The organism is Caldicellulosiruptor sp. F32, from assembly GCF_000404025.1.
Classification (GTDB): domain Bacteria; phylum Bacillota; class Thermoanaerobacteria; order Caldicellulosiruptorales; family Caldicellulosiruptoraceae; genus Caldicellulosiruptor; species Caldicellulosiruptor saccharolyticus.
Window position 1 is genome coordinate 1 of sequence record NZ_APGP01000111.1, and the last position, 12,572, is coordinate 12,572.

The 12,572-nt window shown below is 36.0% G+C and carries 10 protein-coding genes and 2 pseudogenes; 8 read left to right on the forward strand and 4 right to left on the reverse strand.

The features are described 5' to 3' along the window. Positions 1-795 (forward strand): annotated as a pseudogene (locus H964_RS09915) (RNA-guided endonuclease InsQ/TnpB family protein); the annotation flags it as partial. Between the two features lie 194 nt (positions 796-989). Further along, positions 990-1,612 (forward strand): annotated as a pseudogene (locus H964_RS13575) (class I SAM-dependent methyltransferase). A gap of 41 nt (positions 1,613-1,653) precedes the next feature. On the opposite strand, the gene H964_RS09925 reads toward H964_RS13575, so the two are convergent. Beyond that, positions 1,654-2,931: a methyl-accepting chemotaxis protein gene (locus H964_RS09925; protein ID WP_039767239.1), complete on the reverse strand. Its 1,278-nt coding sequence runs from the start codon at positions 2,929-2,931 to the stop codon at positions 1,654-1,656. Positions 2,932-3,104: 173 nt separating this feature from the next. On the opposite strand from H964_RS09925, the gene murA reads away from it, so the two are divergent. Next, the gene (gene murA, locus H964_RS09930; RefSeq protein WP_039767241.1) at positions 3,105-4,352 is read left to right on the forward strand and encodes a UDP-N-acetylglucosamine 1-carboxyvinyltransferase; all 1,248 of its coding nucleotides are present in this window, start codon (positions 3,105-3,107) and stop codon (positions 4,350-4,352) included. 82 nt (positions 4,353-4,434) lie between these two features. Here murA and H964_RS09935 read toward each other — a convergent pair whose 3' ends face one another. Continuing rightward, the gene (locus H964_RS09935; protein ID WP_039767242.1) at positions 4,435-4,968 is read right to left on the reverse strand and encodes a hypothetical protein; all 534 of its coding nucleotides are present in this window, start codon (positions 4,966-4,968) and stop codon (positions 4,435-4,437) included. A gap of 166 nt (positions 4,969-5,134) precedes the next feature. On the opposite strand from H964_RS09935, the gene H964_RS09940 reads away from it, so the two are divergent. From H964_RS09940 to H964_RS09960, 5 genes are all read left to right on the forward strand, one after another. Then, positions 5,135-5,800, forward strand: a complete 666-nt coding sequence (locus H964_RS09940; protein WP_039767243.1) for a response regulator transcription factor — start codon at positions 5,135-5,137, stop codon at positions 5,798-5,800. A 21-nt stretch (positions 5,801-5,821) separates the two neighbouring features. After that, entirely contained in the window at positions 5,822-7,072 is a 1,251-nt protein-coding gene (locus tag H964_RS09945) for a sensor histidine kinase (RefSeq protein ID WP_039767244.1), read from the forward strand. Positions 7,073-7,227: 155 nt separating this feature from the next. Next, positions 7,228-8,334, forward strand: a complete 1,107-nt coding sequence (locus H964_RS09950) for a Gfo/Idh/MocA family protein (RefSeq protein WP_039767246.1) — start codon at positions 7,228-7,230, stop codon at positions 8,332-8,334. A 164-nt stretch (positions 8,335-8,498) separates the two neighbouring features. Continuing rightward, a complete protein-coding gene (locus H964_RS09955; RefSeq protein ID WP_051109335.1) occupies positions 8,499-9,068 on the forward strand; it encodes a nucleoside recognition domain-containing protein in 570 nt (189 codons plus the stop codon). Beyond that, the gene (locus tag H964_RS09960; protein WP_039767248.1) at positions 9,065-9,589 is read left to right on the forward strand and encodes a nucleoside recognition domain-containing protein; all 525 of its coding nucleotides are present in this window, start codon (positions 9,065-9,067) and stop codon (positions 9,587-9,589) included. The genes H964_RS09955 and H964_RS09960 overlap by 4 nt, the downstream gene beginning before the upstream one ends. A 39-nt stretch (positions 9,590-9,628) precedes the next feature. Here H964_RS09960 and H964_RS09965 read toward each other — a convergent pair whose 3' ends face one another. Both H964_RS09965 and H964_RS09970 read right to left on the reverse strand, forming a co-directional pair. Then, on the reverse strand, positions 9,629-10,270 hold the full coding sequence (locus H964_RS09965) for a cobalamin B12-binding domain-containing protein (RefSeq protein WP_039767250.1): 642 nt from the start codon (positions 10,268-10,270) through the stop codon (positions 9,629-9,631). An 18-nt stretch (positions 10,271-10,288) separates the two neighbouring features. Next, positions 10,289-12,572: alpha-L-rhamnosidase (locus H964_RS09970; RefSeq protein WP_039767252.1), on the reverse strand; the 2,284-nt coding region annotated here is incomplete at its 5' end.

Genomic DNA, 12,572 nt, shown 5'->3' on the forward strand with positions numbered 1-12,572 from the left:
AGTAAAATACCTGTATTTTGACCTGCCAGCTACGGTTTTGGGTAAGAAAATTAAGGAAGTCAGGATAGTGCCAAGGCTGGGTGGTAGATGGTTTGAGATTGAGTATGTGTATGAAGATAAGCAGCAGGTAAGTATTTTTGATTTGAGCAGGTATTTAGGGGTAGACTTAGGGCTTGACAATTTTGCGGCGGTGGTTGATACCATCGGGACTGCCTTTTTGATAGATGGCAGGTTTTTAAAATCAGTCAACCAATGGTACAACAAACAAAGGGCAAGACTGCAGTCGATTTACAGCAGGCACAAGGAATAAAATGTGGCAGAAAACTTGCTTTAGTTTCTCGCAAAAGACAGCATATAATTGACAACTTTTTGAATCAGGCTGTGAGTTTGATAATCAAGCACTGTTTGAACAATCAAATATCTGCAGTAGTTGTTGGGGAAATGAAAGGTATAAAGCAGGGGATAGAGCTTGGGGTTGTAAACAATCAAAATTTTGTGGGGATACCGTATGACAAGTTCAAGAGGAAGCTAAAATCAAAGTGCATGTATTATGGTATAAGGTATGTGGAAGTGGATGAGAGTTATACATCACAAAGATGTAGCAGATGTGGGCATGTTAGCAAAAGTAGCAGGAGATACAGGGGATTGTACGTATGCAAAAAGTGTGGGTATGTAGTAAATGCGGATATAAATGGGGCGATAAACATAGTTGTGAAGGTAGCTGGTGAGTCTGCGAAAGAGCAGATAACCAGCAGTAGATGTGTGAACCACCCTGTGAGAATAAGGGTAGCATGAAAGCTACCAAACTTCTCATAAAGCCTTCACCTCTTTAGGTGGACGGTAGTTCACTTACACATTCAGATAAAAAGATGTTGAGCTCAAACTTTTGTAAAGTGGTAGAATAATTTAAAAAGAATAATTTCGATAGAGTGAGCTGCAACAACTCTAAAAACGAATAATAAACATATTGAAATGAAAGGAGAAAATATATGAAAAACAAAACAGAGATAATCAGGAAAAGATATGATAGAGCTGCTAAATACTATGATGCTATTGAAAATATAATGGAGAAAAAGTGGTTTTCTCAGTGGAGAAAGTTATTATTTAGCTATGTAAAAGGCCCTAAGGTTTTAGAAGTAGGTGTCGGCACGGGTAAAAATATGCCTTATTATAGTCAAGATTGGAAATAGTTGCAATAGATTTTAGCCCCAAGATGCTTGAAAAAGCAAAAGAAAGATCTGCAAAATTAAATTTGCAAGTAGACTTAAGACTTATGGATGTTCAGAATTTGGAATTTAGTGATAACTCTTTCGATGCAGTTGTGACAGCCTGTGTATTTTGTTCAGTGCCAGTTCCCATTTTAGGTTTGAAAGAAATCCGCAGAGTCTTAAAAGGCGATGGACTTTTAGTAATGCTTGAACATGTTCGAAGCAAAAAAGAGCCAATAGGCAAAATAATGGATATATTAAATCCCTTGGTTGTTGGGCTTTATGGAGCTAATATAAATCGAAATACAGTAGAAAATGTTAAAAAAGCCGGGTTTGAGATAGTTGAGGAAAAGAACTTGTTATCTGACATTGTGAAACTGATTGTTGCAAAGCCTATAAAATAAAAAGGGATTGGGCTTATCTTCCCAACCCCTTTTATCTTTTTTTATCTTATTTTGTACTTCTTCAGCTTCTTATCAAGCTCATCAACAAGCTTTTGCAAGGATTGTGCTGAGTATTTCATCTCGTTTATAGAATTTAACTGGTTTTCAACAGTTGCAGCAACTTCCTGTGATGCAGCAGCTGTCTCTTGTGAGACTGAGGATATACTTTCAATTGCTCTTATTACAGCATTTCTTGCCTCTTCCATTCTGTTTAGAGCTTCCTTTACAATTTGCGTCTTTTCAACGATTGCAGTGATTTCATCAGAGATCTTTCCGAAAGAATGCTGGGACTCAATAACAGCATCTCGTTGACCAAGTGCTGCTGCTTTGATTTCGTCAATAATCTTGATTGTATTTTCTGTTTCACTTAAAATAACATCCACTATTGAATTTATCTCATCTGCTGCTTTTTTGCTCTGATCAGCAAGTTTTCTTACCTCGTCAGCAACAACCGCAAAACCTTTGCCTGCCTCGCCTGCTCTTGCTGCTTCAATTGCAGCGTTCAAGGCTAAGAGGTTTGTTTGCTCAGCAATTGTATTTATTACCTCAACAAAGTTGGATATAGTTTTAATTCTCTCGACGAATGTCATAATTGTTTCAATTACCTTTTCAGCGGTTGTAAGAGCAACTTCGCTCTTTTCACGAAGATCATTCATTTTTTCAATTCCGTCTTTGTTAAGAGTCTCGATTTTATTTGTTTCTTCAATTACAGCATTATAACTTTCTGAAACTGCATTGAGCTGTTCAGAAAGGTTATTTACTAAAAGAACGCCATGCTGCGCTTCTTCTGCCTGCTGTGAAGCACCTTTTGCAATTTCTTCAACTGTCTTTGCAATTTCTTCAATTGCAGCTGCTGCATCTTCAGATGTTTTTGTGACCTTCTTTGATGCCCCAACTATTGCATTTGATAGGTTAAAAAACTCTTCAATCAGAAGTTTTATGTCAGAAAGTACAACGTTTACACTTGATGCAACTCTTTGGATATTCCCAAATTCCTTTGATGAGATGAGCTTACTATAGTCTCCGTTCTTGATAACTTCCAGAGTATTTTCAAGCTTTGTAATCATCTTATTCATTTCATAGCGGATCATAAAAGCTGTTATTGCAAGTGTTAGAATAAACGTGATTGTTGCAACTACAATGGTATAAAGTTTTAGATTGCCTGTTGGCATGAGAATTCCAAGAAGAATGTCGAGAATGATTATAAACGCGAGGGCCACGTATGTAAGACTAATAACTCCTTTTTTTACAGATTCATTTCCATTACTTTTTGGTGGCATTGACTTCACTCCTTATCCCATAAATTTCTTCCTTATACCATCTATTATAATACAAGATGTTAACTTTTTGCTAATATTTCTTTCAAAAAAGTTGTTTTTAATGTTTAAATGACATCTAAGAATTGAATACTACTATAATAAAAGTTCAAAAAAGTTCAAAGGAGCACAAAATAATGGAGAAATTTATAATAAGCGGAGGGAAAAAACTTTTTGGAAGTGTTAAAGTTCACTCTTCAAAGAATGCAATTCTGCCGATCTTGGCAGCTTCTATTATAACAGAAGATAATATTTATCTACATGATATTCCTATGTTAGAAGATATAAAAATCATGATAGAGATACTTCGCCACTGCGGATGTGAGGTAAAAAATACTGATGAAACATTGGTTATAAGCCCAAATGTTGTAAATAATGATATCAATATTGACATGGTAAACAAACTCAGAGCTTCTATACTTTTGCTGGGAAGTATGCTTGCACGCTGCAACAAAGTTATATTAGGTATGCCAGGGGGTTGTAACATTGGCACAAGGCCGATAGACCTTCATATAAAAGGGCTTTCAAAACTTGGGGCGGAGATAAAGTTAAATCAAGGATACATTGAAGCAAAAGTGAAAAAGCTGAAAGGAGAAAAGATATATCTTGACTTTCCGTCAGTTGGGGCAACAGAGAATATTATGATTGCAGCCGTTTTAGCAGAAGGCGAGACCATTATAGAAAACGCAGCAACAGAGCCAGAGGTTGTTTGTCTTGCAAATTTCTTAAGCTCAATGGGTGCAAAGATATATGGTGCTGGGACTGACACAATAAGGATTTTGGGAGTGAACAAGCTTAAAAGTGCTTCTTTTACTCCAATTCCAGACAGAATCGAAGCCGGCACATACATGGTAATGGCAGCTGTGTGTGGCGGTGAGATAGAAATTACAAATGTGGTTATTGAGCACATAAGACCTATAATTGCTAAATTTAAAGAGTGCAATATCAAGGTTGTTGAAGGTGAAAATACTATTAAGGTTTTTTCGACGGACAAGATAAAACCAACAGATATAAAAACATTGCCATACCCGGGTTTTCCAACAGATATGCAAGCACCAATGATGAGTTTACTTACAGTTGCAAAAGGTACAAGTATGGTGATAGAAACAATATTTGAGAACAGGTTTTTACATGTAGGAGAGCTTTTAAAAATGGGTGCTAATATCAAATTAGAAGGAAGAGTTGCAATTGTGGAAGGCGTGAAAAGATTAACTTCTGCAAAACTTGAAGCAAAGGATTTGCGAGGAGGTGCGGCACTTGTAATAGCAGCTTTGATGGCAGATGGTACAACCGAGATAGAGGGGATTGAACACATTAGCAGAGGGTATTTTGAGTTTGAAAAAAATATATTAAGCCTTGGAGGAGATATAAAAAGAATAGTTTAAACCAAGTAAAAATTAAAAAAAAAGCCTGTCTGCTTTGTTTTTTACAGACAGGCTTGAACTTTTTTGCTGTAGCATTGTTCAATTAATATCCCATCATGCTTCCAAAGCCAGAACCCATCATTCCGCCACCATGTCCAAATCCCATCATTCCTGCATGATCAGTGCCATTGTTTGACCAATCTAACATGTGGTCAATGCAAAACTGAAGGTTTGATTGAAAGTGCTTCTTTAAAGAATCAGCTTGCTGTTGTGTTATTTTTCCATCTTTTAAAAGTTTGTCAATTTCAGCAACCCTCAAGTCGTACAACTTCTTTTTAAACTGGTCAACTGTTAATTTCTTTTCTTTAAGAATATCATTTATAGTTTTACCACTCTGTAATTTTTTAACAAGTTCATCAACTGAAATGCCCAAGGCTTTTGCAGCAAGTTCTTGCATATTCACATGCATCCCTACACTATATCCACCACAGCCTGTATTTTGTTGCTGTGCAGCTGCTGTAGTTTTAAGTGTTTTTTGAGCGGAGCTTGTTTGCACTCCTTTAGCAAGAACAAGTGTGAATGTGAGAGCAAGCGCTAATACTAAACTAATACCTAATATTGATTTTAAGAATTTCATCTTTAATCAACCTCCCAAAAATTTAATTTGTTTTACGTTTTATATGTTAAACTCTATTTGTAAGATGGGTATAAGCAAATTGTAAAGAAATTGTAAAGAATAATTTTGAGCCTAACAAAAAATCTATTTAGAAAAGATATATAATATAAAATAGGGTGGGTGAAAGATGGCAAATATCTTAGTTGTTGAGGACCAGCAAGATTTAAATCAAATAATTACAAGATTTTTGAAAAATGAAGGATTTGAGGTTATAAACTCGTACACTGCAAAAGGTGCACTGAGTAAGTTAAATGAGGCTGACTTGATAATTCTTGATATTATGCTACCTGATATGGAAGGGTATGAAGTATTGAAAGAAGCCAGCAAAAAAGGTATTCCCGCAATAATATTAACCTCCAAATCAGAAGAATTTGACAAGTTAAAAGGCTTTGAACTCGGGGCAGAGGACTATATCACAAAACCATTTTCTATGCTTGAGCTGATTGCACGCGTAAAGGTTGTTTTGAGGAGAAGCAAGAATTTTGAAGAAAGCATAAAACTTTTAGATGGCAAGCTAGAGATTTTCCCCAAGAGGTTTAAGGTAATAGTGGATGGTGAGGATGTGAACCTCACTCATAAAGAGTTTGAGCTTTTGCTTTTCTTGGCTAAAAACAAAGATTTGGTAAAGTCAAGAGATGAGATACTTGAAAAGGTTTGGGGGTTTGATTTCATTGGTGAGACTCGAACTGTGGACGTTCATATAAAGCAGTTAAGAGAAAAGCTAAAAGACTACAAGTTTTTAATAAAGACAGTTTGGGGTGTGGGCTATAAACTTTCGGAGGATAAAGAATGATTGAAAGGATGTTAAAACAAGATGAAACTTTTTACTAAAATAGCTCTAAACTTTATAGGAATAATAGTTTTTCTAATTTTGAGTATATATATTTCCAATATGCTCTACCTTAAATACTTTTTAGAGGATATGATAATAGATGACTTGAAAAAACTTTCCCAAGATGCGCTTGAAAACAAGTTGGAAGGTGATTTGTCCGCAGTGAAAATACTTGTTTTACAAGGAAATGCGATTGTCCTTGAAGAAGGTGGATTGGATATCCCCTATCACATGATTATGCCTGTATTCAATTCAAGTGGAGTTTATGTGTTTTCTCATCCACACTTTAAAATGGAGTATATTGCATACGTGCTAAAAAAAGGGGGGTTAACTTCTGTTGTAATAACTATAAAACCATATTATGGATATGCTTTGAACATAATATCAAAGAATTTGATTAAAATTAGCATCGTATTTATTTTCATTGGACTATTAGTGTCACTTTTGATTTCACGACATATTTCAAGACGCATAATAAAGATTTCAGTAGCTACGCAAAAGATTGCTAAAGGGGAAGATTTTGAACTTAAAGACAACTCAACAGATGAAGTTGGAGACCTTGCAAGGTCCATCAATAGCCTCAAAAATTCACTAAGGCTCCTTGAGAAGGTGAGACGTGAGTTTGTTGCTAATTTTGTACATGATTTGAAAACACCTATTGCTGTTATAAAGGGCTATTGTGAAAGCACAAAATATTTAGATATTGATGATAAAGAAAAGATTAAACAGAATATGGATGGAATTGAAAAACAATGTGATTACATGCAAAACCTAATTTCTAATATGGTTGAGCTTTCAAAGATTTCAGCAGGGATAATTGAGAAAAAGATAGAAGAAGTTGATATTAATTTAGTAATCAAGCAATCATGTGAACAGCTCAAGAAGCTTGCCGAGATTGAAGATGTTGAGATTATTATCAAAAGCTTAAATTCCCCAAAGATAAAAACTGACTTAAATTCATTTAGGAGAATAATAAACAACCTTCTGCAAAATGCAATTGAAAATACAAAGGATAAAAAAGTGTATATTGAGGCTCAGAAGGAATATGTAGATATCTACAATAAGACAGACCTCAGAGAAGAGGAACTCATTTTTCTATTTGAAAGATACAAATCAAGCAAAAAAGGTTTTGGGCTGGGGCTGTCTATTGTGAAAGAACTCTGCAAGATTTTGGATATAAAACTTGAGACGTTTATAGAGGATGGGTATATTCATTTTAGAATTAATATGTAAAATAAGGAAAACTAAAGATGTTTGAATTTTTATAAAAATTTACAGCTGCACAAATTTTCTTGATACTGATGGCTAATGAACCTTTAATATTAAGGAAGTTGATTTATGTTATAATGAATCAAGTAAATTTTTAAAGATAGAAGGAGATGAAAAAGATGGAAAAAATAAAAGTTGCAGTACTTGGCTGTGGCAACATTGCACCAGTTTACCTTAAAAATCTCAAAAGATTTGGGATATTTGACATTATTGCGTGCTCAGATATAGACTTGGATAGAGCAGAGAGCATAGCCTCAGAATTTTCTGTACCACAGGTGTTAGAGCCTGATAAAGTCTATGACCTTGATGTTGATATAATTGTGAACCTCACCCCGCCTCATCACCACTATGAAATAAACAAAAGGGTTTTGGAAAGTGGAAAGCATCTTTACAGCGAAAAGCCTCTTTGCTCAACGATTAAGGAAGCGAAAGAGATTCTGGAGTTGGCAGAAAAGAAAGAACTTAAAGTTGGATGTGCACCTGATACATTTCTTGGTGCGAACATTCAGACGGCAAAAAAGCTAATTGAAGATGGATGGATAGGAAGACCCTTTGCTGCAAACTGTTTTATACTCTACGGTGGACCAGAAAAGTGGCATCCCAATCCACATTTTATATTCAAAAAATACTTAGGACCGCTTTTTGACATCGGGCCTTATTGTTTAACAGCTCTTGTGTTTTTACTAGGATCTGTCAAAAAAGTATCTGGTATGGGTATGATAACATACAAAGAAAGGCTTATAACTTCTGAGCCCCACAGGGGAGAAAAGGTTGAGGTTGAAATGCCAACATATGTGACAGCAAACCTTCTTTTTGACAAAGGTATTATAGGAAATGTCACTGTGTCTTATGATGTGCCGGAAACAAATCTACGCGGGATAGAAATTTATGGTACAGAAGGTACACTGGTTGTGCCAGACCCAAACTTTTTTGACTATGACAGAGTACTATTAAAAAGACATGATGATTTGGAGTTTAGAGAAATGCCTGTTATAAACCCATTTAACTATGATAACTTAAGAGGCTTAGGAATCCTTGACATGGCGCTTGCAATCAAGTTGCAGACGCCGCTTAGGGCATCCGGAAGTTTAGCATTTCATGTTTTGGAAACTCTTCATGCAGTATATACTTCTTTGCAGGAAGAAAGGTTTGTGGATGTAAAAAGCAAAGCACCTGATGTGCCTCTTTTGGATATGAAGCTTTTGAGAGAGGTTTTGTATATATAAAGGAATAACAATTTAGGAAGATAATATTAATTAAAAAGCGCCTTGCATGTAGAAAAAACTCATAACATTTTTAAACGGCAGGGTGCTTTTTTATTTTATAAAAAAATATAACCAGCGAATATACTTTATAATGAAGCTTTTTTAAAGAAAGAAGAGAAAGACTTTTGAATGCCTTTTGGCTATTTATGATTTTATTTTCAATCTTAGTTCAAGTAATTAACGGTGATATTAACAAAATAACCACCATCTTGTTTTCTGCGCCTAAAACTGCTTTGCAGATATTTGTAACAATAGCATGTTCTATAATACTCTGGTCAGGTTTTTTGAGACTTGTTCAAGACTCAGGCTTAATTAAAATATTAGAAAGATTTTTAAAGCCGATTTTGAGTCTTCTTTTTAAAACAAAAAATGAAGAGGCATTTAAGTGGATGTCAACAAATATTATTGCAAACCTTCTTGGACTTGGAAATGCTGCAACACCAGCAGGAATTAAAGCAATGGTAGAGCTTGCAAAAGAAAATAGCAAAGAATTTGCCTCAAGTGACATGATTTTGTTTGTGATATTGAACACCTGCTCAATACAGCTTATCCCAACAACAATGATTATACTAAGGCATGAGTATGGGTCTGAAAATCCAACAATTGTAGTTTTTCCAATACTGTTTGTGTCACTGGTTGGACTTTTCTTTGGCGTAATTTTCTGCAAAGTAATCTCAAGGGTGCTGAGAAGATGACAAAAATAATTTCTGATATTATAATAACCTCATTTATTGTATTTGTACTAATTTTTTCTCTTTTTAGGTCCACTGACAGTTTTAGAAGCTTTGTTGAAGGTGTGAAGGACGGTGTTAAGATTTCAATTAAAATATTTCCGAATGTCTTTGCACTGATTTTAGCTGTTGAACTTTTCATAAAGACGGGTGCTGTAGACATATTCAAAACTTTTTTAGGACCTATTTTAAACAAACTTGGGATATTTCAAGAATCGCTTGGGCTTATCATGATAAAGCCGTTTTCAGGAAGTGCATCTTATGTAGTTTTGAAAGACATCTTTGAAAAATTTGGACCAGATTCACAGATAGGAATATATTCTTCAATTATCTGTGCATCAACCGAAACCCTTTTTTATGTAATAACAACTTACCTTGCATGTACTCAGGTAAAAAAAACAAGGTATTTAATTCCGGTGGCAATTGCTGTAGACTTTATAGTCTTACTTGTGGCAGCGTTTTTGGTTAAAAACGGCTTAAAATAAAAAGGCTGAAGTAGGAAAAACTTCAGCCTTTCATTTATTTTACGCAGCACCCTGGACAATTTTTTTCGCAAGCTCGGCAGCAGATGCCGCATCAGGTGCATACCCGTCAGCACCAATGCTTTTTGCAAAGTTCTCTGTCACAGGTGCACCACCAACTATTACCTTTACTTTGTCGCGCAGACCCTGTTCTTGCAGTTTTTCAATTGTTGCTTTCATATTTGGCATGGTTGTTGTAAGCAAGGCTGACATTGCAACAATCTGTGGATTGTAGCTTTTTACAGCCTCACAGAATTTTTCAGGTGCAACATCCACTCCAAGGTCGATTACCTCAAGCCCTACACCTGTCATCATCATAGCAACCAAGTTTTTGCCAATATCATGCAAATCGCCTTTTACAGTTCCAAGCACAACCTTGCCGATTGGTTTTACACCTGTTTCTGTCAGGATTGGTTTTAATACTTCCAGCGCAGCTTTCATTGCACGTGCTGCAATCAGCACCTCTGGCACGTAAATCTCATTGTTTTTGAACTTCTCACCAACAACCGACATTGCCTGAATGAGTGCATCATTCAAGATTGTCTCAGCAGAAATTCCGGAAGATAGAGCTTCTTTTACCTTTTCGGGTGCAAGCTTTGCATTTCCTTTTTGGATAAGCTGTGATATTTCGTTTAAAATTTCCATTTTTGACCGGCCCCCTTTTTAAACATTGGATGTTAATATACTATAACTTCCAAGGCCAAATGGCAAGAGCATATAGCGTGAGGTGAAATTTTCAAAGTCAATAAAACTCTGCGGACGTCTGTACAGTTCATCAAACACGTCTGCTTTGTGGTTTGCTTCTATGAGGTTAAAAAGTGTGTTTGTCAGGACTATCTCAAGCTCATTTTTGCCCTCAATTACATACTCTGTTATGTCAGCTAAAAACGGCTGGGAAAAGAGAGTGCATGCTTTCTTGCCGTTTACAAACACTTTGGCAATTGATGCGCTGACGTTATTTAGCTTTATATAAACTCTTTTTGAACTTTCTTTTGTAATCTCAAAAGAGCTTTTCAAGCTCATAGAGCCAACATAAAAAGGATACCCGTCTTTTGTTATATCAAAATGACAAGGTTTTTTAGGCTCAGTTATAATAAACCTTGTTTCATCAACACAGATGAGAGAAAAGCTTCCAACAAGATAAATAGCTTCTACCTCAGTTGGTCTGTGGTTTTTTGGGTTTTTTACCCTCTCATGGCAGCCTGGGGCTGTAATATTGTTTGACTTTCTGCCACTTATCACAATCTCGTTTTTCCCTTGTTTGACAAAAGATGTAATATCAATCTTGCCAATATTAACATCCAAAAAGTTCTGGTCGGGCGAAAAGCTTTCACTTTTTTTTTCAAATTTGACAGGCTGACCGTTCACAAGGATTCTGTCAAGATTCTCTGCACACTCGATTGCCACAAAAAGTTTTGACGGCACTTTTTCAACCTCAAAATAGTATGTGACTTTGAAAGGTGTTCCTTCCGGGAGATTATAAAAATGATTGTGCCAAACTTGGGCACAATAACAATCTTCAAACACTACCTTTTGGTCAACCTCATATTTTATTCTGTCAAGCAAAAGTACATTGTAGTTTTTAAGCTCTATGTCAAACTCGCAGCTGCCTGTTTTGTATTCGAAATTATTGTCAAATACAACGCCCGAGGCGACATTTTTTGTGTTCTGTGAAAGCTCTTTGCTATATACCAAAAGACACAAACTTGATGCAGGATACATTGTTGCATCAATCAATACATAACCATTTTCTCTTCTCAATGTTGGAATCTTGAACACACCAAAGTCTATAAGGTCTGCGACAAAAACATTTTTGTCAGTAGGAATTTTTATTGTAATTTCTGCTTCTCTTTGAAGGTCTGTGTTTGCCAAAAATATTATTCTGTTTCCATCATCAAGTTTTCTGCTCTGAAGTATGATTTTTTTGGCGTTCTGACCTGTCTTTTTATCAATCACTTCAATATAGTTTGAAACCTCTTCTTTTAAGATGTTAACAAGTTCATTCAAATCGGCAGCACTTATAAATTTCTCTTTTAAAGGGATTTCACACTTTCTGCCGTCTATCATGCAAAGTTCAAATCTTGAAAACATGAAATCTTTAAGTGCAACTACCTTGCCACCGGCATTTATAAAGTCTTGCAAAAGCTTGAGTGTTGTGTTCCTCAAGTTTGTAAGAGGTGGCAGCACAACCACTTTGTAGCTATAATTACCAACCTTAATTTTGCCATTTTCAACCTGTGCGTACTTTGATAGGATTATCTCATCGCCAAAGTGAAAGTCAATCTTGTTTGCTATAAGCTCTTTTACCGTCTTATCAAGCAGAATATCCAGCTTGTCCACGCTATCATCAAACTTAGAATACTCTGCCCAGGCAGATGATATCGGGTGGAGAACAAGCACATCAACATCTCTTTTTCCAAGCCCTGCTATGTACGAAATCCTTGCAAGATAGTCTGCAAAGAACTTTTCGTCCTCCCACCATGGCTGCTGGTAAAAAAGGTTTGGTGGATAGTCTCTTTTTCTCTCGCCTCTCATGGAATACAGGCTAAGATGTGGGTTTATGTATGTTATGCCAAGCACTGCCTGCCAGTCTGATATCCATTTTCTATGAAGAAAACTCACATGTTGACCTGTTGTTCCAAATGTTTCACACAGCACACCTTTTTTGCCAAGCTGCTCTGCAACCGATGATACCTGTTTCATTGTAACTGTTTGTTCTAAATGTCTTGCAAGCTTATCAACTCCAGGAAGCTGCATATACTCGTAATGGGGCATTGCAGCGCCTATCCATTCAATCTGGCCACGCATTGTATCTTCTGCCATGTAATGCCCTGTCATCATAACACCATTTTCTTCGCACCACTTTGCGTAAGGAATGGTAAAGTTTTCTATGAACATCTCAAGCGCAACATCAAAAAAGTCAAATCTGACTTTGTGGTAATTGCCC

What these genes read in the sequence shown, in the direction of transcription:
- H964_RS09950 (WP_039767246.1), top strand. Translation starts at nt 7,228, where the DNA reads ATGGAAAAAATAAAAGTTGCAGTACTTGGCTGTGGCAACATTGCACCA.
- H964_RS09925 (WP_039767239.1), bottom strand. Translation starts at nt 2,931, where the DNA reads ATGCCACCAAAAAGTAATGGAAATGAATCTGTAAAAAAAGGAGTTATT.
- murA (WP_039767241.1), top strand. Translation starts at nt 3,105, where the DNA reads ATGGAGAAATTTATAATAAGCGGAGGGAAAAAACTTTTTGGAAGTGTT.
- H964_RS09940 (WP_039767243.1), top strand. Translation starts at nt 5,135, where the DNA reads ATGGCAAATATCTTAGTTGTTGAGGACCAGCAAGATTTAAATCAAATA.
- H964_RS09960 (WP_039767248.1), top strand. Translation starts at nt 9,065, where the DNA reads ATGACAAAAATAATTTCTGATATTATAATAACCTCATTTATTGTATTT.
- H964_RS09945 (WP_039767244.1), top strand. Translation starts at nt 5,822, where the DNA reads ATGAAACTTTTTACTAAAATAGCTCTAAACTTTATAGGAATAATAGTT.
- H964_RS09935 (WP_039767242.1), bottom strand. Translation starts at nt 4,968, where the DNA reads ATGAAATTCTTAAAATCAATATTAGGTATTAGTTTAGTATTAGCGCTT.
- H964_RS09965 (WP_039767250.1), bottom strand. Translation starts at nt 10,270, where the DNA reads ATGGAAATTTTAAACGAAATATCACAGCTTATCCAAAAAGGAAATGCA.